Genomic DNA, 22,083 nt, shown 5'->3' on the forward strand with positions numbered 1-22,083 from the left:
CGTGGTCAGTGTTTCAGCACCTTCTGGATCGCGGCCGTCAGCTGGGCGCGATCGGGCTGCACGGCGTGGTCCAACGCGAGGGCGAACGGCACCACGGCGCCGTCCGGCCTGGTCACCCGGACCGGCGGGGCGAGCAGGTCGAACCGCTCGGCCGCGGTGGCGAGGACCTCGGCCGCGATGCCGCACATGCGGTTGGAGTCGTCGACCACCACCAGTCGACCGGTCCGCGCCACCGACGCGGCCAGCCCGTCCCAGTCGAACGGGTACGCGGTGCGCGGGTCGAACACCTCGACCGACACCTCACCGGCCAGTTCATCGGCGACCGCGAGCGCGTCGTGCACGAGGTGCCCGACCGCGACGACCGTGACGTCCTCGCCCTCGCGGTGGATCCGGCCGACGCCGAGCGGCACCGGGGCCAGCGCGTCGAAGTCGACGTCCACCCGCACCCCGAGCGCCGCCGCCGGCGCGAACACCACCACCGGGTCGTCGTCCCGGACGGCGGTGACCAGCAGGCCGTAGGCGTCCTCGGGGGTGGCGGGCACGACCGTCTTCACGCCCGCGTGGGCGAACAGGGCGTACGGGTGGTCGGAGTGCTGCCCGGCCCAACCGGTCTTCGACCCGGAGCCGGGCACCAGGTAGGTCACCGGCACGCGGGCCTGACCACCGGTCATCAGCGAGAACTTGTGCGCCTGGTTGACGATCTGCTCGAACGCCAGGTACAGCAGCGCCGGGATCTGGAACTCGATCACCGGCCGCCGCCCGCGCAACGCCGCCCCGGTGGCGAAGCTCGTGAACGCCTGCTCCGACAGCGGCGTGTCGAGCACCCGGTCCGGCCCGAACCTCTTGAGCAGGCCCGCGGTCACGTTCGAGACCGCCACGCGGACGTCCTCGCCCAGCACGAACACCGCCGGATCGCGCGCCAGCTCGTCACCGAGCGCCCGGTTGAGCGCCTTCTGGTAGGACAACCACGGCATCACCCACCACCGCCCGGACGCGCCCGCATCCCGGTGGCGTACAGGTGGTCGAGCGCGCCCACCGGGTCGGGGTGGGGGCTGTCGAGCGCGAACGCGACCGCCGCGTCCACAGTGGACTCGACTTCGGCGTCGACCCTGGTCCGCTCCTCACCGGTCAGCCGCGCGCCCTGGATCTCGACCGGATCCCTTTCGCGTCCGCTGTGGACCTCGTCGTCGTCGCGGTAGCGGACCCGGGCTCTGTGCTCCCACGTGTGGTGCGCGTCGAACCGGTAGGTCAGGCACTCGACCAATGATGGCCCGCCGCCCGCACGAGCGCGGTCCACCGCCTCACGTGCCGCGTCGAGCACCGTGCGCGGGTCCATCCCGTCCACCGTCACCGACGGCATCCCGAACGCCGCGCCACGCCCGGTGATCGTGCCCGCCACCGCGTCGGCGACGGTCAGGGTGGTGGCGTAACCGTTGTTCTCGCAGACGAACAGCGCCGGCAACCGCCACAGGGCGGCCAGGTTCATGGCCTCCAGCAGCACGCCCTGGTTGACCGCGCCGTCACCGAAGAAGCTCACCGCGACCTGGTCGCCGCCCTCCTGCCGGGCGGCCCAGGCCGCCCCCGCGGTGATCGCGCCGTTCGCGCCGACGATCGCGTTCGCGCCGAGGATGCCCAACGCGAAGTCCGCGGCGTGCATCGATCCGCCGCGCCCCCGGTTCAGGCCGGTGGCGCGGCCGGCCAGCTCGGCGAGCACCCTGGCGGGATCGGCGCCCTTCGCGAGCACGTGCCCGTGCCCGCGGTGGGTGCTCGTGATCATGTCGTCCTCGCGCAGCGCCGCGCAGACACCGGCCGCGATGGCTTCCTGGCCCGTGTACGGGTGGATGCCGCCGACGATGTCGCCGGAGCGGACGAGCTCGACCGCCCGCTCCTCGAACCGGCGGATCAGCCGCACCGTCCGGTACAGGCCGATGTCGGTGTCCGGCGCCGGCCGCACCACGGTCAGGCCCGCCACACCGGAGGGCAGAACTCCGGGTCGGCGTAGTCGGGCCTGCCGTCCGGGGTGCGGCGCACGACGGAGTCGTGGTTGTAGAAGGCGAGGCTGCCGTCGGAGAGGGGGAACTCGCGGTAGGCGTTGTCACCGTCCTGGAGGTGCAGCGAGATGGCCTGCCGCGGCCGGGCCGCGCGGTTGGGTCCGCTGCCGTGGTAGGTGCGGCAGTGGTGGAAGCTCATGTGCCCCTTGGGGATGATCATCGGGATCTTGGTCACCTGCGTGCCGTTGTGCGCCGCGTTGACCGAGAGCAGGTCCTCCAGGTGGTTCGCGTCCCGCTCGGCGAAGTGCTTGGTCGCGCTGTCGTCCGAGCCGACCTCCTCCCAGCGGTGGCTGCCGTCGACCATGGTGATCGTGCCCAGTTCCTCGTCGCAGTCGTGGAGCGGGATGAACGCGGTGAGCATCCGGTCCGACGAGGACGACGACCAGTAGTGCTTGTCGAAGTGCCAGGGCACGACGTTGGACGGCTCCGCGGCGATCGGCGGCTTGTAGATCAGGGTCGACTGGAACACCCGGATCTCGTCGGCCTGCGCCAGGCGTGCGGCCACCGCGCCGAGCAGCGGCTTGAGCAACGCCTTGGCGATGCCGTCGCTCTCGTAGTGCACGTAGTCGTTGTGCCGCTGCACGTCGCCGTCCTCGGGCGTCCAGTAGGCCAGCCGGGGAGGTCGGGTCGGCAGCCGGCGGCTCCGCTCACCCGAGTAGTACCGGTCGACCGCGGCGGCCAGCTCGTCCACCTCGTCGTCGGTGAAGACCTTCTTGGACAGGTACCAGCCGTGCTCGGCGTAGAACCGGACCTCGTCGTCGGTCGGGAGCAGGGCGCGCTCCTGCTCGGTCAGCGTGAACTCGTGCACCGTGGTCACCCCTTCAGCCGGCCGTCGTGCCGGACAGTTCGCCCTGCTTCGCCTCGTACAGCGCCTTGATGTTCCCGCTGCCGAAGGTCAGCGCGCCCCGTCGCTCGATGATCTCCAGGAACAACGTCCGGCGCACGTGCATCGACTCGGTGAAGATCTGCAGCAGCTGGCCCCAGTGGTCCCGGTCGACCAGCACGCCGAGCTCGCGCAGCTCGTCCAGCGGTGCGTCCAGGTGGCCGACCCGATCTTCGAGCGTGTCGTAGTAGGTGCTCGGCGTGCCGAGGAACCGCACGCCCTTGTCGCCGAGCGTGCCCACCGCCTTGACGATGTCGTCGGTGCCGAACGCGACGTGCTGCACGCCCGCGCCCGCGTGCCAGGTCAGGAAGTTGTCGATCTGGCCGGGCCGGCGCTGCGGATCGGGCTCGATCAACGTGAAGGTGACCTGCCCGGACGGGCTCTGCACCACCTTGGAGTCCATGCCCTGGCCACCGACCTCGACGTACTCCTCGAAGATCTGCGTGAAGCCGAACACGTCCACGTAGTACCCGGCGGTCGGGGCGAGGCCGCCCGCGGGCACGCAGATCGCGATGTGGTCGATGGTGCGCAGCAGCTTGTCGTCCGTTTGCGGTTCGGGGTCGGTCACCTCGATCGCGCCGGGCAGGAACGCGCGCCGCGAGCCGTGCCGCTCGACCAGGCGGTGCGTCACGTCGGAGAAACCGGACACCTCGGCCGTGATCACCCGCTGGTCGCCCGCCCCTTCGGCCACGTACTCGCGTGGCGGCGAGACCGATTCGGCGCCGCGCTCGGTGAGGCCGCGGTAGGCGGCTTCGACGTCGTCCACGCCGATCCCGATGACCGCCACGCCGTCGCCGTGCCGGCGCACGTACTCGGTCGCCGGGTGGTCGGGCACCAGACCGGTGGTCAGGACGACCTGGATGTCGCCCTGCCGCAGCAGCAGCGAGCGCCGGTCCTCCAGCCCGGTCTCGGGGCCGCCCTGGCCGCACACCTTGAACCCGAAGGCGGTGCAGAGGTAGAACGCCGCTTGCCTCGCATCGCCCACGTACAGCTCGATGTGGTCAATCCCGGAGATGTTCATCAGGCATCCCGATCACTTCCCGGAGCACGTCAACGGCTCCCGAGACGGTGGTCATGCGGCCGTACTGGCCGCTGTCGAGTTCCATGCGCACGCCGTAGCGCTGTTCCACCTGGTGCACGAGCCAGGCCAGCTCCATCGACTCGATCAGCTCGGGGACGTCGTCCGCCGGTCTGCCGTCGAGGCTGGCGAGCATCGCCAGGATGTCGTCCCGATCGGGGGTGCCGTCCTGGCTCACCGCGGCACCGCGTTCCCCGCCGTCGTCCCCCGCTGTCCTCATCGGATCACCTTCCACCACGCGCGACCTCGCGGAGCACCGAGCGGTCGCGAACCAGCTTTCCCGTCGTGGTGCGCGGCATCGCGTCGAGCACGTGCACCCGACGTGGCCTCTTGTAAGCGGCGAGCCGTTCGGCCAGCCCCGCCTGGACGGTCGCCGCCGTGGCCGGGGCGTCGAGCTGCGCGTAGGCCGTGATCACGTCATCGTGCAGCACGACGGCCGCGACCACCCCGGGCAGTTCGGCCAGCGTCGCCTCCACCTCGGTCAGGTCGACCTTCAGCCCGCCGACCGACACCTGCGAGTCGAGGCGCCCCTTGACCGTCACCAGGCCGGTGTCCGGGTCGACGGCGCCCGCGTCCCTGGTGCGCAGCCAGCCGTCGGCCCAGCGGTCCGGGTCGGACAGACCGACGTAGGGCGACTGCGGCCGGCTCACCAGCAGCTCGCCGTCGCGCTCGACCACCGCGAGGCCCGGCGCGGGGGTGAGCGCGGGCCGGTGCTCGCCGAACAGGTCGGTCGCGATCACGCCGACCTCGGTCATCCCCCACATGTTGCCCAGCGGCACGCCGTACTTGTCCGTGAAGGCGGTCGCGGCCGCGGCGGGCACCGCTTCGCCACCGGTGGTCATGCGCTTGAGCTGCGGCAGGGACGGGGGGTCCACAACGGACGCGAGCAGACCGATGTGGAACGGCACGCCCAGCACCGTCGCCGGTGTGGCTTCGGCCGCCACCGCGTCCAGCACGCTGTCGCCGGTGAGCCGTTCGGGCGGTCTGACCTGCACGCCCGCGTGCAGGCCGTAGAGCAGCGCGCCGACGAGCCCGAGGACGTGCACCATCGAGGCCAGCACGACGATCCGCTCGCCCGGCAGCGGCACGCCGTCGATCCGGGTGTACCGCTCGACCTCGGCGATCAGGTCGGCGGCCGTGCGGCCGATCACCTTGGACGGACCGGTGGAGCCGGAGCTGAACTGGATCACCGCGTGCGGTGTCGCCGCGGGACGGCCGGGGCGGGTCGTGACGGTCTCCTCCACCTCGGCGAACGCGCTGAGCGGGCTGCTGGTGATCCGTCCCGGCTCGACCACCACCTGCGGTGCGAGCCTGCCGAGCGCGGCGTCGACCTCGAACGCGGTCAGCCGGTGGTCGAGGAGGCTGACCTGGGCGCCGATGCGCCACCCGGCGAGCAGGTTGGCCACGTACGCCACCGACGGCGGCAGGCGCAGCGCGAGCGACCCGCCCGCGCGCAGTCCCGCCTCCGCCAGGCGCGCCTGCCGGTCGGTGACCATCCGGCGCAGCGCGGCCCGGTCGACCGGGCCGCCCGAATACAGGCAGACATCGTCGTCCGCGCCGCGGAGCAGGATCTCGTCCACCCATTCCGGACTCGTCCCGAGTTCGAATCCGGGCGACGCCAGGCCTTTTGTCATCAGGTCTCCCGCCTGGTCCCGCGCAGCTCTTCGAAAAGTTTCGCAGAAGTTCTGCGATCAATCACGGTCCGAGTGGGCAGAATCGTACGTCACGGTTCACCCGACGCACTATCGGCCAATCGGCCGCGATGGATCATCACGTTCGCCGGTCGGGCGCACGTCATTGATCAGTGCGGCCAGCCGATCGAGGCCGAGGTCGATCTGCTCGACCGAGACGGCGCTGCACGAAAGGCGCAGCGCGCGGACTTCCGAACTGTCGTCATAGAAATAACTCATTGGTGTCCACAACACGCCGTAATCGCGCGCCGAGCGTTCCAGGAGCCGGTCGTCCACCACGAACCCGACGGTGACCACGACGAAGAACCCGCCGGTCGGCACGGTCCACGTGACGCCCGATCCGGGTGGGAAGCGCTCCGCCAGCCCGGTCACGAGGCGCCGCAGGTTCCGGTCGTAGAGTTGCCGTTCGGGGGCGGTCGCACCGGCGAGGCGGCAGCCGTGCGCGAGCAGCTTGCCGCCGACGACGGCCTGCGCGATCGGCGACGTGTTCACCGTGAGCATGCTCTTGATCTTCGACAGCTGGTCGGCGAACAGGCCGATCGTGCCGTCGGCGCCGACTACCCGCTGGTCGGCGACCACGTAGCCGACGCGTGCGCCGGGCAGCACGGACTTGGCGAACGAGCCCAGGTAGACGACGCGGCGGTCGGCGTCCAGGGCCTTGAGCGTCGGCACCCGGTCCGCGTCGCCGTGGAACAGCCCGTACGGGTTGTCCTCGATCAGCAGGACGTCCTCGGCCGCCGCGACCTCCAGCAGTCGCTGCCTGGTCGCCAGGTCCAGGCTCAGCCCCGACGGGTTGGTGAAGTCGGGGACGACGTAGCAGGCGCGCGGCCGGCGGCCGGCGGCGCGTTCCCGGCGGATCACCGCGACCAGGTCGTCCAGGTCGATCCCGCTCTCCCCGGTGCGGACCGGGCGCACGGGCAGGTCGACCAACCGGGCCGCGCCGGTCAGCCCGACGTACGTCGGCGACACCGCGAGCAGCACGTCGCGTTCGTCGGCACGCAGCGCGCGCAGGACGAGGAACATCGCTTCCTGACAACCGGCGGTGACCACGACCGATTCCGGGTCGACGGGTATGCCCTCGTCCAGGCCGAGGTTTTCCGCCACCAGTTCGTGGATGATCCCCTTGGTCCGACCGTACTGCAATACGGTGCGCCGCACCTGTTCCTCGGTGAGGTGCCGGCCGAGGTGCTGGGAGAAGATGCGCAGATATCGGTGCACGTCCTCCAGTTCGAAGAACTCCTCGCTCGGCCTCCCGGCGGCCAGCGGTATCGCGTCCGGATAGTGGATCGCCACCTCGTTGAGGAAATTCATCGAGTTCAGAGCGGGATCCTCCAGTGCGCCGAACAGCGTGCCGGTGGCCAGGTCGGCGATATTCTCGGCGGCGGTGGTCGTGGTGCTCACCCCCCGGTCGACCGGCGGCGTTCGCGGGTGGCCACGACGGCGCGGAGCAGGTCGTCCAACTCGTCGTCGGACAACTGCGCCAACCGGGCCGCCCGGTCGGCTTCCGCCACCCGATCCGCTCGGGTGGCCTCCAACTCCGCCGACACGAACTCCGCGAGTGCCGCGATGGTCGGCGAGGCGAAGATGCGCGGGAGGGGCAGGGTGACGCCGTAGGTGTCGGCGACGAGTGAGGCGAACCGCACCGCCGTGAGCGATCCCCCACCCAGGCCGAACAGGTTGTCGTGCACGCCGACCTCGTCGAGCCTGCGGAGCAGGTCGGCCCAGGTCTTGGCCATGACCTGCTCGATCTCACCCCTTGACGGCACCGGGCTCACGTCCACCTCAGCCTCAGCGGCCTCTGTGGCGGCGGACCCGACCGCGCCGTTCCGCGACAGCTCGGTCGGCAACGGCTCGGTCGCCGCGGACCACGTGCCCTCGGGGACCGGCACCGGCAGTTCCGCCACCGCGCTGTCCGCGGCCACGTGCTCCAGCACCGCCACCACCGACGACAGCAACCAGTCGGCGAACGCCGGGTCGGTGCGGTGGTCCAGGGTCAGTGCGCCGTTCTCGTCCGCACGCAAGTCGAGATCGGCCTCGGCGGCGACGGTCAGGACGACCTGGCTCCGCACGGTCACGCCGGGCAGGTCCAGCGCGGGCGTGGCAGGCGGCGGGGAGGTGAACCGCACCGCGCCGGAGAGGTCGACCCCCAGTTCCTCGGCGAGCACGGTGAGCGGAACCTCGGCGTGCGACACCGCGTGTGCCGCGGCGTCCCGCACCCGGACGAGCAGGTCGGCGAAGGCCGGTTCACCCGCCAAGGACACCCGGACTGGCACCACGTCGGCGAACGGACCCGCGATCGGCGCCAGCTCCACCCTGATGCGACCACTCACCGGGACCCCGATCACGACATCGGTCCGGCCCGCGTACCGGGACAGCACGACCACGTACCCGGCGAGGACCGCCGTGGACAGGGTGGCGCCGACCTCCTCCGCCACCGCGGCCAGTCGCCGGACCGCGGCCGAGTCGACCACCGCGGTCAGCGAAGCGGCACGGTGCCCGGCCGGGAGTCGCAGCGGTCCGGGAACGTCGCGCAACACCTCGCGCCAGTGCTCCAGCTGACGTGCCAACTCCTCACCGCGCAACCACTCGCGTTGCCACACGGCGTAATCACCGTAGTCCATCCACGACCCAGGCAACTCCGACGATCCGTCGCGGTACACAGCGGACAGTTCCGCGAGCAGCATCGCCAGCGCGGAACCATCGGCCACGACCCGGTGTGCCACCAGCGCGAACAGCCTGCGGTCCACGCCGACCTCGATCACCGCGGCCCTCACCAAGGGCTCGCGCGAAAGGTCGAACGGCCGCTCGGCCAGCTCCGCGGCGATCGACTCGGCCCGCTCCACGTCACCGCGCAGCACGACGTGCTCCACCACCACGCGCCCCGTCTCCGAGACCACCTGCTCCCCGGAGTCGGTGACGTGCGTCCGGAGCGTCGAGTGCCGCGCGACCACGACGTCCATCGCCCGTTGCAGGGCGACGGGGTCGACCGGACCGTCCAGCCAGGTCGCGTGGGACAGGACCGCGGGCCGGGAGAGCGCCCACTCCTGCGCGAACGAGAGCGGATACCGCACGAGCTACCTCCCGTGTGGCGCGTCCGCCAGGACCCGTTGGCGCATCAGGAACTTCCGCACCTTCCCGGTCGGCCCGACGGTCAGCTGCCCGTCCGGCACCACGTCGATGCGCCGCACCGTGCGCGCCACCGCCTCGCCGAGCGCGGCCCGCACCGCCTCGCCCCGGTCCAGCCCCGGATCGGCCCCGTCGTGCAGCACCAGCAGCACGTCGGTCACCGGGGTTCCGTCGTCCTGCTTCGACGCGAGCACCGTGCAATCGCGCACGTCCGGGCAACGGGCCAGGACGCGCTCCTCGGACAACGCGGTGTAGAGCCAGTCGCCGTCGCCGAGGTCGACCGCGTCGTTGGCCCGGTCGAGGTGGTAGTAGTACCCCTCCTCGTCCCGGTACATGAGGTCGCCGGTCAGGTAGTAGCCGTTGAGGCGGCTGCGGTAGGTGGCGGTCGAGTCGTTCCAGTAGCCGGGCGCGATCGTCGGCGACTTGAGCCCGCACTGCCCGACCTGGCCGACCGGCACCTCCTCGCCCGTCGTCACGTCCAGCAACGCCACCTCGGCGAACGGGTACGGCTTGCCGACGCACCGGTCGTAGCGGTCGCTGCCGGGCCGGTGGCTGATGGCGAACGCGCTGTGGCCCATCTCGGTCGAGCCGAGCGTGTCGATGAACTTCGAGCCCGGCTCGTCCACCACGCCGTCCGGCGTCCACACCGGGTGGCTGCCGACCGCGACCAGCTTGCGGATGTGCGCCTCGTGCGCGCAGTCGCCGGTGCTGGACCAGTTGCGCACCGAGCTGAGGTCGCGCTTGCCCAGGTCGAACCGCGCCAGCTCGGCCCACGTGACGGCGAAGCCGAACACACCGGTGGGTCGCCAGCGCTCGATCGCGTCCAGCACCACCTCGCCGCTGCGCTCGAACGGCCCGCCCTGCGCGGACAGGCACAGCAGCTCGTAGCCGTTGCACAACGCCTGGTTCACCACGATGATCCCGGCGGCGTGCGCGGCGGGCAGCACGGACATCTCGCGCACCTGGCCGTACGGCCTGGCCTCGGTGAGCCGCACCGCGCGCACGGCGGCGAACAGGCTGTGGTGCGAGTGGACGACCGGCGTCGGCATCCGGGTCGTGCCGGAGGAGTGCGTGATCGCCACGGGGTCGTCGCCGTGGTGGCGGTAGGGCGGCGGCGCCTGGTCGGGGTCGCCGGTGCCGGTCTCCGACGCGTCGCCCAGGACGGGCACGCCGAGTTCGTGGTCCCGCAACGCCGCGTGGTCGGCGTCGAGGAGCACGCCGACGCCGCGCAGCCGGCGGACGAACTCCGCGGCGATCTCGATCGGCATGCTGCCGTTCATCAGCGCCGGGATCGCGCCGAGGTGGTTGAGCGCGAAGAAGTTGAGGAACACGTCGGCCGCCGAGGTGACGAACACCGCGACGGGGTCGCGTCGGCCGATCCCCTTGCGGGCGAACCAGTCCGCCCGCGCCGCGACCCGTTCGACCAGGTCGCGCAGCGACAGCGGGGTCCACGCGGGTATGCCGTCCACGTCGACGTCGAAGGTCATCCGCGGGGCGTCGAGGTCGGCGCCGTGCTCCACCAGCATGGGCAGCACGTTGCCCGCGCCCACCCGCATGTCCTGCGCCAACGCGGTGCGCAGGTTCGCCCCGCTCATCGGACCTCCTGGTTGCAGCGAACAGTGCACCGCCGAAAACGGTCGCCACCGAGCGGGGTTCCCGCATCGGCGGCGGCGTGGGTTCGGACGGTGGGCGGTGTCCCGCCGACTGCGACGCCGACCGCAGGTCTCGTGAACCGGGCGAGGGGCTGACGCGGACTCCTACCCAGAGACTAGGTTCGCGATTCCCCTGTAGCAATAAGGCTTTCGGATGCGGCCGCGGTCGGTTCGGGCGACTTCGGGTTTGCACCGGGTCGGGGCGGGACCGCGCCACCGAGGCGGGCGGAGATCGCGGCCCCGATCCGGGCGACCGGCGCGGGCAGCAGCATGTGCTCGTGCAGGCAGTCCACTTCCACCACGTCGACCGGTCCGCCCACGTGGTCATCCCATGAGGCCACCTTCGCCTCGGTGGTCAGCTCGCTCTCGGTGGCGGAGAGGAACAGCACCGGGCAGCGGACGCGCCCGGCGGGATGGCGTTGTGCCACCGCGAGGTTGTTCCTGATCACGTGCGGCAGCGCGAGCAGCTGGCGATCCGGCCACTCGTGCAGCCCCAACCCCGGCCGACCGCGGACCACTTCCAGCATCCGGCGCACCGGGTCGGGGTCGTCCGGCTCGACCACGGGCTGGTAGCCGAACTCGCGGAGCACGAAGTCGCACACCAGCCACAGGTTGTCGTCGGCCACGCTGAGGCTGTTCGGCAGGCCGGGCATCGCGTCGCCGATGACGAGCAGGCCGACCTCGTGGCCGCGCTGCTCCAGTTCCTCCGCGATCGCGTGCGCGGTGGTGCCGCCGATCGACCACCCGAAGAGGTGGTACGGGCCGTGTGGCTGGGTGAGCCTGATCTGGTCGGCGAAGTCCCGCGCCAGCTCGGCCATGTCGACCGGCAGCGGTTCGGGCCTGCGCAGCCCACGCAGTTGCAGGCCGTAAACCGGGTGCTCGGGCGCGAGGTGCGGCAGCAGCGCGAGGTAGCACCAGCTCGCCCCGACCAGCGGCGGCGCGCAGAACAGCGCCGGCCCGGCACCACCTTCCCGCAGCGGCAGCACGAGGTCGAGCACGCCACCCGCGCGGCGGATGTCGGCCCGCCGCTGCCTCGCCCACGCGAACTCCTCGGCGCCCGGCAGCGCCTTGACCCTGGACCCGTCCACCAGACCGTCCTCCCGCTCGCGTGTGGTCACGTGCCGGACGCCAACTCGACCAGGTGGGCCGCGGCCGTCGCGGCCCCACCGGCGGCGGCGAACTCCGCCCCGATCCGACGGGCGTGGCGCCGGTAGTCCGGCTCGTCCAGCACCGCTCGCACGGCGGTGTCCAGCTCGGCCACCGTGACGTCGAGGATGGACACCTCGATGCCCGCGCCCGACCGGGCCACCTGCCGCGCCAGCGCCACCTGCTCGGCCCGGACCGGTGCGACGACCATCGGGACCCCGAAGGTGAGCGCTTCGTTGACCGCACCTCCGGCGTGGCACACCACCGCGTCCAGCTTCGGCATCAGGTCGAGCATCGGCACCAGCTCGGCGGTGATGGCGTTGTCCGGGAAGGACTCCGCGGCCACGCCGGAGGTCACGAAGATCGCCTGCACCTCGTCCGCCATGGGCGCGAGCACCGCCGCGGCCCGGTCGTAGAAGTCGCCGATCATGTGACCGACCAGCGTGCCGACCGTGACCAGCACGTGCCTGCGGTCCGGATCCCAGCGGTGCCAGGGGAAATCGGGTGCGTTCGGCCTGGCGCCCAGCGCCGCGCCGGCGAGCACGCAGCGGTCCGGCAGCTCGACGTCGCCCACGAGCCCGGGTGTCATCAGGGCGATCACCAGGTGCGGCGAGAACCGGGGGTCGATCGGCGCGTCGGACAGGCCCGCCATCGCCACCGCCTGCGCCATCTTGTCGGCCACGTAGTCGTCGAAGCCGAGGAGGTCGGCCGGCGGTGTCAGCTCCAGCGTGCCGGTGCACAGGGTCGCCCACGGCACGCCGTGCCGGTGCGCCACCAACGCGCCGGCCAGCGCGTACTGCTCGGTGACCACGACGTCCGGCTTGTGCTCCAGCACCGCCTCGTCGACGGGGCCGAGGGTGAAGCGGGTGAACGGGATCAGGTACCCGTCCCACATCGCCCGCACGCCGGCCATGCCCGTCTCGTCGTAGCGGCGGTAGGCCCGCGCGCCGGTGGCGTGCACCGTCGCATCCGGACCGACCAGCGGGCGCAGCACGTCCTCCGGGCCGCACCAGACGACTTCGTGACCCGCGCGGGCGAGTTCCTGCCCGATCGCGAGCATGGGGTAGAGGTGGCCTTGCAGCGGCAGCACGACCAGCAGAAACCGCGACACCGCAACATCGTGGCACACATTGACGTTCCCGGGAACGACGTGGTGGGATCCCGAAGTGTGACCGCTCTCGACGCGGTGTCGGTGTACACACCGGCTTTTCGCGTCCCCATCGAGGACTTGGCCGACCCGCTCGGCCTGACCGACATCCAGGTCAGGCTCTTCCGGCGGTTCCACGGGCTCGACCAGGTCCGGTTCGACCCGGACCGGTCGCCCGCCGAGCTGTTGCGCGCCGCCGCCGAAGGGCTGACCGAGCTGCGCGGTCAGGAGCACCGGGTGCGGTACGTCGTCCACGGCCGGGCGATGCCGGTCGTGGTGCCGTACCCGCACAACCCGCTGCACGAGGTCTGCCGTCGACTGGGACTCGGTCACGCGCTGGCTTTCACCGTCACGCAGCAGAGTTGCGCGAGCGGGCTGCTGGCGGTCGAGCTGGCAGGCCGGCTGCTCGCCGGTGATCCGGACGAGGACGCCTTGGCGCTGGTGCTGACGGGTGAGAAGGCGTTCACCAGGCACGCGCGGCTGATCCCGGGCACGTCCCTCTTCGGCGAGGGCGCGTCCGCGTGCCTGGTGAGCGCCAACGGACCACGTGACCGGATGCTGTCCTTCGTGTGCGCTCAACGCGGGGAGTTCGACGGCGAGTTCGGCGATCGCGAGGACGAGTTCCAGCGCCAGTACCGCCCGTCGCTGGCCGAGGTGATCAACCGGGCGGTCGCCGACGCCGGGCTCGTCCTGGACGACATCCGGTTGGTCCTGCCGCACAACGTGAACGTCGTGACCTGGCAACGCCTGTGCTCGCTCATGGGCTTCCCGGTGCAGCGCGTGCTGCTGTCGAACGTGCCCGACAACGGTCACCTGTTCTGCACCGACGCCTTCGCCAACTACCGCACCGCCCGGGAGCGCGACCTGCTCCGCGAGGGCGACCACTACCTCGTCGCGACCGTCGGCGCCGGAGCCGGGGCGACGTTCTCCGCGATGGTGTTCCAGCACTGATCCCCCGTCCTTACGCCAGGAGGCCGACATGACCGCACCCGACGCCCAGGTCGACAGCGCATTACGGGACCGCGTTGTCCAGGCGATGACCACCGTCCTCAAGCGGCTGGTCGAGCGCGCCGAGCCCATCACCGAGGACATGCACATGGCCGACGAGCTGGGGGTCAGCTCGTCGCTGGGGTTGGAGCTGCTGCTGGAGGTGGAGGAGCAACTCGGCATCCAGATCGACGTGGAGCGGATGCGCCCGGACGAGCTGCTGACCGTCGGCGAGCTGGCCACGTTCATCGCCGGCCACAGCCGGCCCTGGTGATGCGCCTGGTCCGCGCCGGGCGCAGGGGTTTCACCGGTGACGCCGCCGTCCTCGCCGACGACGACCACCGCGCGCAGGTGACCGACTACTTCGCGGACCTGGTCCGCCCCTTCGGCGCCGAACCCGTCGCCGTCCTGTCCGGCCACTCCTACGGTGAGATGGCGAAGGAGTTGGTGGCGGAGGTCGTGCCCGCGGCGGAGCCGGTCGACCTGCTGGTGCTGGCGTTCTCCGTCCACGACGTGTGGCCGGGCCGGGCGACCGCGACCTACCTCAGCCACGTCTGCCCCGGCACGCCGATGTCGTTCGCCATCTGCGACCAGGGCAGCGCTTCACCGTTCACCGGTTTGCGCGTCATCCGCGACTACGGCGTGCGGCGGGCGTTGCTGGTGGTGGTCGAACAGGCTGCGCTGCCCTACGAGTCGACGGCCGCGACACCGTTGGCACACCGGGGCGTGGCCATGCTGTACGAGGACGGGGCGGGCACCCGGGTGACCGACGTGCGCCAGTACCCCGACGTGGGGCCGGAGGCCGTGCCGGAGGTGGCTCGCCTCGGGGTGGCCGAGCTGTCGGCCGGCCACCCCGGCGCGCGGGTCGTGCTGAGCGACTCGCTCGCCGCGGCCTGGCCGGGCAGCCCCGACCACACCCGCGTGCCGTCCGGGCAGCCCACCACGGGGGTGTGGTGGCACCTGGCCGAGGAGCGCGAGGGCGCGGTGCTGGTGGGTGACTACGACCGGGAACTGCGCTACCTCTGCTTCGCCGTGGTCGCACAGTCCTGAGTGGACGGACGCGCCGCGACCCGGCAGGGCGGTGGCCGGAGCCGGCGCTACCTCGATCCGGTGACGGTGACGGCCGGTCGCGGTGCCGCGCCGGTCGGCACGTCCGAGTGGAACGCGGCCTCGATGGCCACCTCCTCCACCGCGTGCAGCAGTGCTTCCACCTGCTCCGGGGGGAAGACGTCCATGTCGCTGACCACCTGGAGGTGGACGGTGTCCGCGTGGTCCTCGATGTTGACGAAGAGCTGGTCGGTCCACCGGTAGACGAACTTGTGCCACTTGAGGTACGTCTCGGGCTGCCTGGCCCGGATCTCGTCCTCGGTCGACGGCGGTGCGCCCACCACCGCGTCGGCCCGGGTCCTGGTGCTGAACCGCCGGTCGTTGATCCGGCACGTGATCCGTGCCGGGTAGCCGCGTTCGGCGTCCAGGCGCTCGGCCAGCTCCGCCAACTGGTCGGGGTCGTAGTAGGAGTGCATCAGGGCCGAAGTCGTGGCTCGGCGGGCCTGCGCGATCACGTCGTCGACCGTGCCGTCGAGGTCGAGGGTGAGCACGGCGTTCTGGACCACCGAGCCGATGACGTCGGCCAGCCCGGGTCGGTACCGGTTGCCCGAGGCCACGTGCAGGGTCAGGGGGGTGACGCCGGTGGTCCGGGCGATCGCGGTGGCGATCACCGCGAGCAGCACCGGTCCGGTGTCGGTGCGGATCCGCCGGGCGATCTCGACCACGGCCAGGTAGGTGGCCCGGGACTGGAACCGCACGTTGCGGCACCGCCGCCCGGCCTCGTAGTCCGGCGCGCCCGACTCGCCGAACGTCAACGGCGGCAGGGACCGGAGGTGGCCTTCCCAGTAGCGCATGGCCCGGTCGCTGATCCGCCGCGCCTGCGGCGTCGCCTCCCACCGGGCGAGGTCGGCGAGCCGCACCGCGTCCGGGTCCACCGGGCGGCCGACCAGCTCGCCGAGGTCGAGGTCGGTCATGAGCAGCAGCCCGCCCACGCCGTCGACGACCATGTGGCCCAGGGTGAGCACCAGGTACACGGCTTCGCCCCGGTACTGCATCACGCCCATGCGCAGCGGCCACGGGGTGTGCTCTTCCAGCGGGGTCGCCATCCACTTGAGCCACAGCCTGTTGCCGTGGTCGACGGCGTCGGTGCGGTCGAGGTGGTCGGCGAAGGTCATGACCTCCAGCTCGATCTCACCGGACCCGTGCACGACCTGGCACGGCTTGCCGTCCTCGTCGGTGCCGAACCGCGTCCGCAGCGCGGGGTGCTTGCTCATGAGCCGGCCGAGGCGTTCGGCGACGTCGGCGACGGTGAGGCCCTCCGGCACGTGGTGCGCACCGCTGATGTTGTAGGTCCAGTCGCTGTTGCGCATGTCCTGGAGGATGGCCCTCTGGCCCCAGCTCAACGGCGCGGTGCCCGCACCGGGGCCGGAGAACGGCACGGCGACCCGGTCGTGGACGATCCGTTCACCCATCGGCACTCCCGAAGATCACGCTCACGTTGTGGCCGCCGAAGCCGAACGAGTTGGACATCACCGCGCCCACCGCGGCGGGCACCGCCTCGCCGCGCACGTGGTTGAGGTCGCAGGCCGGGTCGGGGTCGTCCAGGTTGTGGGTCGGTGGGAGCAGTCCCTTGCGCATGGCCGTGATGCCGATCGACGCCTCGACCACACCGGACGCGCCGAGCATGTGCCCGGTGACCCCCTTGGTCGAGCTGACCGGGGGCATGGCGTCGCCGTACACGCTGCGGATCGCGGTCGCCTCGGCGGTGTCGCCCGCCTTCGTGCCGGTGCCGTGCGCGTTGAGGTAGTCGATGTCGCCTGTGGACAGTCCGGCATCCCGAAGTGCGATCCGCATGCTCTCCGCCGCGCTGGAGCCGTCCGGTCGGGGCGTGGTCGGGTGGTGCGCGTCGTTCGTCGCACCCCAGCCGAGCACCTCGGCGTGCACGGCCGCGCCGCGCGCCCGCGCGAAGTCGTACCGCTCCAGCACGAGCACACCGGCGCCCTCGCCGAGCACGAAACCGTTGCGGCGCCGGTCGAACGGGCGGCTCGCCATGGCGGGGTCGGACCAGCCCCGGGAGAGCGCGAGGGCGTTGCCGAAGGCGTCGGCGAACGTCGGGAACAGCGGTGCTTCGGTGCACCCGCACACCACGACGTCGGCTTCGCCCGACCGGAGGATGCGCATCGCCTCACCGATGGACTGCCCGCCCGCGGCGCACGCCGTGCCGGACGACGACGTGTACCCCCGAATGCCGAACTTGATCGCGACCCGCGCCGCCGCCATGTTGGGCAGCACGCCGGGCAGCATGAACGGGCTGACGCCCAACCGTCCGCGCCGGGACCGCTCGACCGCCTGTTCCGCGAACGTCCCGAGCCCGCCGACCCCGGAGAGCACGACCGCGACGCGGTACGGGTCGACGTCCCGGCCGACCTCGATCCCGGCGTCGGCCAAGGCGTCGCCCGCGGCCCGCACGGCCATCACGATCGAGCGGTCGACGACCCGCGCTTCCTTCGGCGGTATAACGCTTTCCGGGTCGATGACCGGCCCGACCCCGGCCGCGTCGACCACACCGTGCAGCGGGTGGTCCTCCGGCGGGCGCACGATCCCGGACCGGCCGGCGCACACCGCCTCGAAGACCTCCTCGACCGCGGTGCCGACCGGGCTGACCAGCCCGATCCCCGTCACGGCAACGCTTCGGCTCACGTCGCCGTTGCGGTCTGCGCGCGCCGGGCCACCTCGGCGCAGAACTCGCCGACCGTCATGGCGGCGAACCGCTCGGCCTCGTCCTCGTCGAACCGGACGCCGAAGTGGTCCTCCACCCGCAGCGAGAGCTCGGCCAGGGCGAGCGACTCGAGGTCGGCGCCTGCCGGCCCCAGCACCGTGTCGTCGTCCATGTCGGCGGTGCTGTACTTCATGACCGTCAACGAGTCGAAAAGGAACTGGCGGATCTCGGAATCCATGGCGGCACTTCCCCTCTCCGGGAGGTCAACGGGAATCTGCACCACCGGGGTCGAGGCCGTCAAGCACGAGATCGGCACCGCATACGGGCTATGGACCGCGGTCCGGAACAACCGCAGAATGTGCGCCATGCCCTCGGCGATGCTGGATCTCGTGACGCACGAAGAGGCGCCGCCGCGGTCCCCTGCCGTCCACCTCGTCGGCGGACGGACGCTGTCCTACGGCGAGTTGGCCGCACTGGTCCGCGAGGTCGAGCGGTCCCTGCGCCACGACACCAAGGCGTTGGTGGTGTGCGCCGGGGACCGCGACCTGCCCACGCTGCTGACCTACCTCGCCGCTCTGCGGCTCGGCCACACGGTCGCGTTCATGCCGGCCTCGGCCGAGATCCTCTCGGCGTACCAACCGGAATTCGTCGTGCCGGGTCCCGGTGACGGGCCGGACCTGGCCGACCTCGGCTACGTGCCCGGCGAGCCGGCAGGAGGGTCGCCGGTCCTCCGCAGGCGCTCGGCGCAACCGGCGGGCGACATCTTCCCGGACACGGCGCTGCTGCTGTCGACTTCCGGAACGACGGGGAGCCCCAAAGCGGTCCGACTCTCGTACGACGGTCTGGCCGACAACGCCGAAGCCATCGCGCGCGTATTGGACATCACCACCGCGGAACGCGCACCGACCACTCTTCCTATTACTCATGCCTATGGGTTATCGGTGCTCAACAGTCACCTCCGGTCCGGCGCCAGTATCGTGTTGAGCGACCGGACGCCGCTCTCGCTGGCCATGTGGGACCACCTGACCAGAGCGGGCGCCACCTCGTTCGCCGCCGTGCCGACGACCTACGCGGCGTTCGGCCCAGCGCACCTGAACCTGTTGGAGCGCACGGAGATCCGCACGATGACCCAGTCGGGCGCACGTCTCGGCGACGAGCTGACCATGCGGCTGGTGCGGATGATGCAGCGGCGGCGGGGCCGGTTCTTCCCCATGTACGGCCAGACCGAGGCCACCTCGCGGATCACGTGCCTCGACCCGGCCGACCTCCCGGACCGCCTCGGCTCGGTCGGAAGGGCGGTGCCCGGCGGCGTCATCACGATCGCGCCCACCGAAGCGCACCACCGGGCCGCACCCGGCGAGGGCGCCGTGCACTACCGCGGTCCCGGCGTGATGCTCGGCTACGCGACCGGTCGCGACGACCTCGCCCGAGGCCCCGAAGTGGACGTCCTGGACACGGGCGACCTCGGCTACCTGCGCGACGGCTACCTCTACCTGACCGGCCGCACCAAGCGGATCGTCAAGGTGCTCGGCGTCCGCACGAGCCTGGACGACCTGGAGCGCCTGGTCGAGCGGCCCGACCACCCGTCCGCCGTGGTCCGCGGCCACGACGACGTGGTGTACCTGTTCGGCGCGGGCGACCCGGACGTGCACGAGCAGCAGCGGCGGCGGGTGGCCGAGGCGCTGGGGGTGCCGAGTCGGCACGTGGTGGTCCGCCACGTCGACCGCCTGCCCCACACGCCCGGGGGCAAGGTCGACTACCGGGCGCTGGCCGCGGCCGTGGACAACCAGGAGGTCGGGCAGTGGAACTGACGCACTGGCGACAGCTGTCCGACCGCGGGCCGGACCTCGTGCTGTGCCTCGACTTCCCCGGCGGCCGGGCCGCGGCGGGGTTCGCGGACCTGGCGCCCGGTGTCCCGGTGGACGCGTGCTTCCTGCACCTCGCCGAGCCGGGCTCGGGGCCGCTCGACGCGTGCGTCGACCGCTGGGTGGCGGACGCGGTGGCGACCGGCCGGCCGGTGCGCGCGGTGCTGGGGTACTGCGCGGGGTCGTCGCTGGCGACCTGCGTCGCCGACGCCGTGGCCAAGTCCGCGCCGACCCCGGTGACCCTGCTCTTCGACGCCGAGGCGACCACAGCCGGCTCGCTGTCCCACCAGTTCACGTCCACCCTGGAGACCTCCGCGGACCACCTGACCGCGGAGGAGCTGGACGGCGCGCGTGCCCTGGCGGACGAGCTGGTCGAGGCGCACCCGGACGACCTGCCCCGCATCGCCGCCGCCCTGGTCGACCGGTACGACGCGGTGATGGGCGAGGTCGCCGCACGGCTGTCGCTCAACCAGTTCTTCCGGCAGCAGCTCACCGGCGGGTTCACCGCCTACGTGGAGTACATGCTGCTGGCCGCCCAGGGCCGGTTCGACACGCGCTCCGGGACGCCGTTGTTCGTGTCCTCCAAGGAGCACGAGCCACCCGTGGACGGCGCACGGCACCTCGCGCTGGACGTGGACCACACCGACCTGCTGCGCGAACCCGCGGTGCACGACCTCGTCGCCGAACTGCTGAAAGGAGAGCGCCCATGGTGAACGTGGCCGAGATAGCCGACGTCCTGTCCGCGCACCCCGGCGTGAGCCGGGCCGGGGTCGCCGTCGTGCGCCACGACGGGCGTGACGTCACGGTCGCCGCCGTCGAGCTGACCGAGTACCTGAGCGGGCCGGTGCTGCGCAACCACGTGCGCCACCGCCTCGGCGAGGACTGCGGGCTCAACGGCGTGCTCGTCGTGGACCGGCTCCCGATGGCGGACGGCGCGGTGGACGCCGAGCAGCTGGCGGCGGCCGTCGCGGACGGCCGGTGCACCCTGTTCGAGGACCCGCGCGACGACGTCGAGCGGCGGGTGGCGGAGATCTGGTCGACGCTGATGGACGTGCGGCCGGTCGGCGCGACCGACGACTTCCTGGAGCTGGGCGGCGACTCGCTGTCGGCGCTGGGCATCATCGCGGCCCTCGAAGCGGAGTTCGACCGGCCGCTGGACGTGTACGAGTTCATGACCGCGTCCAGCGTCCGGCGGCTGGCCGAGATGCTGCGGTAGCGATGGCCCTCCCCGTGCACCGGCGGATCACCGACATCGCCCGCGCCGAACCCGGTCGGACGGCCCTGATCGGGTTCGACCCCGAGCTGGCCGAGCAGGTCCTGTCGTGGGGGGAACTCGCCGACTCGGTGGCGGACGCGGTGGCCGCGCTGCGGGCGGCGCTCGACCCGGACGTGCCGTCCTGCGTCGTCGTGGAGGCGGCCAACACCCTGGCCGCGGCGACCGGCATCGCGGCGGCGCTCGCGGCCGAGGTGCCCGTCTTCCCGCTGAACCCGGCCACCCCCGCGGCCGAGCGGGACGTCCTGTTCGGACTGCTCGGCCGCCGGTACGCCCACGTGCACCTGATGGACGCCGGGAACCGACCGGGGTCGGCGATCGTGTCGGCCACGCCACCGTCGACCCACGACGGCGCCGCGGCCTACCTGCTGGCGACCGGCGCGAGTACGGGCGTGCCGAAGATCTCGGCGCGACCGGGGCCGCTGCGCTACGACCCCGCGCGGACGCCGTCGCTGGTGATCCGGCAGACCGGGTGGCGGACCGGCCAGCGGCAGCTCATCGTCGGTCCGCTGTACCACGCGGCGCCGTTCACCGCGTTCGTGGACGCGCTGCTGGACCTGAACACCGTTGTCCTGCAACCGTTCTTCGCCGCGCAGTGGACGGTCGACCTGGTGCGGGAGCGCCGCATCGAGTGGGTGCAGCTGACGCCGACGCACATGCGCGAGATCCTGATGCTCGCCGACGCGGACCCGGCGGCGTTCGACAGCCTGCGTGCGCTCCTGCACACCGCGGCCTCCTGCGACGCGGACACCAAGCGCGGCTGGATCGACCTGCTCGGCCCCGAGCGGGTCTTCGAGCTGTACGGCGCGACCGAGGGCATCGGCGTGACGCTGGCCCGCGGCGACGAGTGGCTGGCCCGGCCGGGCACGGTCGGGCGCGGCGTGCTGACCCAGCTCCGCGTCCTGGGCGACGACGGCGCACCGGTCGCGCCGGGCGAGGCCGGCACCGTGTTCATGCGCACCCCCCAGCGGGTGGGCCGCTCCGACTACGTCAACGACCAGGTCGTCCGCACCACCCCGGACGGGTTCGCCACGGTGGGCGACCGCGGCAGGCTCGACCGCGACGGCTACCTCTACCTCGAACCCCGCGACCACGGCACGATCAACGTGGGCGGCGAGAAGGTCGACCCGAACGAGGTAGAGGCCGCGTTGCTGGCCCACCCCGCGGTGGTCGACGCCGTCGCGCTGGCCGTGCCGCACCCGACCCTCGGGTCGGTGGTCGGCGTGCGTGTGGTGCTGCGGCCCGAGGTGAACGTGCGCAAGGCCGACCTCGCCGCGCACTGCGGCCGGCGGCTGGCCGGCTACAAGATCCCGAAGCACTTCACGTTCGTCGACCGACTCCCCCGCTCCGCGGCCGGGAAGATCCAGCGCTGGCGGCTCGCCGCCGATCACGAGGGCGGTGCACCCACACGATGAACC

21 protein-coding genes are annotated in these 22,083 nt (G+C 72.1%); 7 read left to right on the top strand and 14 right to left on the bottom strand.

Features of this window, described 5'->3' with window-relative positions:
* Window positions 1-5: 5 nt before the first annotated feature.
* The 11 genes from LNK82_RS01315 to LNK82_RS47505 all read right to left on the bottom strand — a co-directional run bounded on the left by LNK82_RS01315 (window position 6) and on the right by LNK82_RS47505 (window position 12,738).
* The gene (locus LNK82_RS01315) at window positions 6-974 is read right to left on the bottom strand and encodes an alpha-ketoacid dehydrogenase subunit beta (protein ID WP_230565020.1); all 969 of its coding nucleotides are present in this window, start codon (window positions 972-974) and stop codon (window positions 6-8) included.
* Window positions 974-1,972 (bottom strand): thiamine pyrophosphate-dependent dehydrogenase E1 component subunit alpha, encoded by a 999-nt coding sequence (locus tag LNK82_RS01320; protein WP_230565021.1) that lies wholly within the window; start codon window positions 1,970-1,972, stop codon window positions 974-976. Before LNK82_RS01320 ends, LNK82_RS01315 begins: the two co-directional genes overlap by 1 nt.
* Window positions 1,960-2,859, bottom strand: a complete 900-nt coding sequence (locus LNK82_RS01325) for a phytanoyl-CoA dioxygenase family protein (RefSeq protein ID WP_230565022.1) — start codon at window positions 2,857-2,859, stop codon at window positions 1,960-1,962. Before LNK82_RS01325 ends, LNK82_RS01320 begins: the two co-directional genes overlap by 13 nt.
* A 13-nt stretch (window positions 2,860-2,872) precedes the next feature.
* Complete coding sequence (hppD, locus tag LNK82_RS01330; protein ID WP_230565023.1) at window positions 2,873-3,955, bottom strand: 4-hydroxyphenylpyruvate dioxygenase; 1,083 nt, start codon at window positions 3,953-3,955, stop codon at window positions 2,873-2,875.
* Window positions 3,936-4,232 (bottom strand): hypothetical protein, encoded by a 297-nt coding sequence (locus LNK82_RS01335; protein WP_230565024.1) that lies wholly within the window; start codon window positions 4,230-4,232, stop codon window positions 3,936-3,938. Before LNK82_RS01335 ends, hppD begins: the two co-directional genes overlap by 20 nt.
* A 4-nt stretch (window positions 4,233-4,236) precedes the next feature.
* Complete coding sequence (locus tag LNK82_RS01340; RefSeq protein WP_230565025.1) at window positions 4,237-5,646, bottom strand: class I adenylate-forming enzyme family protein; 1,410 nt, start codon at window positions 5,644-5,646, stop codon at window positions 4,237-4,239.
* Window positions 5,647-5,754: 108 nt separating this feature from the next.
* The gene (locus LNK82_RS01345) at window positions 5,755-7,104 is read right to left on the bottom strand and encodes an aminotransferase-like domain-containing protein (RefSeq protein WP_308257137.1); all 1,350 of its coding nucleotides are present in this window, start codon (window positions 7,102-7,104) and stop codon (window positions 5,755-5,757) included.
* The gene (locus LNK82_RS47500) at window positions 7,101-8,774 is read right to left on the bottom strand and encodes a condensation domain-containing protein (RefSeq protein WP_230565026.1); all 1,674 of its coding nucleotides are present in this window, start codon (window positions 8,772-8,774) and stop codon (window positions 7,101-7,103) included. The genes LNK82_RS01345 and LNK82_RS47500 overlap by 4 nt, the downstream gene beginning before the upstream one ends.
* Before the next feature lie 3 nt (window positions 8,775-8,777).
* Complete coding sequence (locus tag LNK82_RS01355; protein ID WP_230565027.1) at window positions 8,778-10,424, bottom strand: class I adenylate-forming enzyme family protein; 1,647 nt, start codon at window positions 10,422-10,424, stop codon at window positions 8,778-8,780.
* Window positions 10,425-10,597: 173 nt separating this feature from the next.
* On the bottom strand, window positions 10,598-11,599 hold the full coding sequence (locus LNK82_RS01360) for an alpha/beta fold hydrolase (RefSeq protein WP_230565028.1): 1,002 nt from the start codon (window positions 11,597-11,599) through the stop codon (window positions 10,598-10,600).
* Entirely contained in the window at window positions 11,596-12,738 is a 1,143-nt protein-coding gene (locus tag LNK82_RS47505) for a glycosyltransferase (RefSeq protein WP_230565029.1), read from the bottom strand. The genes LNK82_RS01360 and LNK82_RS47505 overlap by 4 nt, the downstream gene beginning before the upstream one ends.
* Before the next feature lie 57 nt (window positions 12,739-12,795).
* Between LNK82_RS47505 and LNK82_RS01370 the strand changes: the two genes are divergently transcribed.
* Genes LNK82_RS01370 through LNK82_RS01380 form a run of 3 tightly spaced genes read left to right on the top strand, consistent with a single transcriptional unit; the run spans window position 12,796 to window position 14,811 of the window.
* Window positions 12,796-13,725 carry a 3-oxoacyl-[acyl-carrier-protein] synthase III C-terminal domain-containing protein gene (locus LNK82_RS01370; RefSeq protein ID WP_230565030.1) on the top strand — a complete coding sequence of 310 codons (930 nt, stop codon included), beginning with the start codon at window positions 12,796-12,798 and terminating at the stop codon, window positions 13,723-13,725.
* A gap of 28 nt (window positions 13,726-13,753) precedes the next feature.
* Window positions 13,754-14,035, top strand: a complete 282-nt coding sequence (locus LNK82_RS01375; protein WP_230565031.1) for a phosphopantetheine-binding protein — start codon at window positions 13,754-13,756, stop codon at window positions 14,033-14,035.
* Complete coding sequence (locus LNK82_RS01380; protein ID WP_230565032.1) at window positions 14,032-14,811, top strand: hypothetical protein; 780 nt, start codon at window positions 14,032-14,034, stop codon at window positions 14,809-14,811. Before LNK82_RS01375 ends, LNK82_RS01380 begins: the two co-directional genes overlap by 4 nt.
* A 47-nt stretch (window positions 14,812-14,858) precedes the next feature.
* On the opposite strand, the gene LNK82_RS01385 is transcribed toward LNK82_RS01380, so the two are convergent.
* Genes LNK82_RS01385 through LNK82_RS01395 form a run of 3 tightly spaced genes read right to left on the bottom strand, consistent with a single transcriptional unit; the run spans window position 14,859 to window position 17,765 of the window.
* On the bottom strand, window positions 14,859-16,280 hold the full coding sequence (locus tag LNK82_RS01385; RefSeq protein ID WP_230565033.1) for a condensation domain-containing protein: 1,422 nt from the start codon (window positions 16,278-16,280) through the stop codon (window positions 14,859-14,861).
* Entirely contained in the window at window positions 16,273-17,508 is a 1,236-nt protein-coding gene (locus tag LNK82_RS01390) for a beta-ketoacyl-[acyl-carrier-protein] synthase family protein (protein WP_230565034.1), read from the bottom strand. Before LNK82_RS01390 ends, LNK82_RS01385 begins: the two co-directional genes overlap by 8 nt.
* Window positions 17,505-17,765 (bottom strand): acyl carrier protein, encoded by a 261-nt coding sequence (locus LNK82_RS01395; RefSeq protein WP_230565035.1) that lies wholly within the window; start codon window positions 17,763-17,765, stop codon window positions 17,505-17,507. Before LNK82_RS01395 ends, LNK82_RS01390 begins: the two co-directional genes overlap by 4 nt.
* Window positions 17,766-17,892: 127 nt before the next feature.
* On the opposite strand from LNK82_RS01395, the gene LNK82_RS01400 reads away from it, so the two are divergent.
* Genes LNK82_RS01400 through LNK82_RS01415 form a run of 4 tightly spaced genes read left to right on the top strand, consistent with a single transcriptional unit; the run spans window position 17,893 to window position 22,080 of the window.
* Complete coding sequence (locus LNK82_RS01400; RefSeq protein WP_230565036.1) at window positions 17,893-19,338, top strand: AMP-binding protein; 1,446 nt, start codon at window positions 17,893-17,895, stop codon at window positions 19,336-19,338.
* Window positions 19,329-20,105 carry a hypothetical protein gene (locus LNK82_RS01405; RefSeq protein WP_230565037.1) on the top strand — a complete coding sequence of 259 codons (777 nt, stop codon included), beginning with the start codon at window positions 19,329-19,331 and terminating at the stop codon, window positions 20,103-20,105. Before LNK82_RS01400 ends, LNK82_RS01405 begins: the two co-directional genes overlap by 10 nt.
* Entirely contained in the window at window positions 20,099-20,608 is a 510-nt protein-coding gene (locus tag LNK82_RS01410; RefSeq protein WP_230565038.1) for a phosphopantetheine-binding protein, read from the top strand. Before LNK82_RS01405 ends, LNK82_RS01410 begins: the two co-directional genes overlap by 7 nt.
* A 2-nt stretch (window positions 20,609-20,610) precedes the next feature.
* Window positions 20,611-22,080, top strand: a complete 1,470-nt coding sequence (locus LNK82_RS01415) for an AMP-binding protein (protein WP_230565039.1) — start codon at window positions 20,611-20,613, stop codon at window positions 22,078-22,080.
* The last annotated feature ends 3 nt before the right edge of the window (window positions 22,081-22,083 follow it).

Origin of the sequence: Saccharothrix luteola, assembly GCF_020859565.1 — a bacterium.
Taxonomy (GTDB): domain Bacteria; phylum Actinomycetota; class Actinomycetes; order Mycobacteriales; family Pseudonocardiaceae; genus Actinosynnema; species Actinosynnema luteola.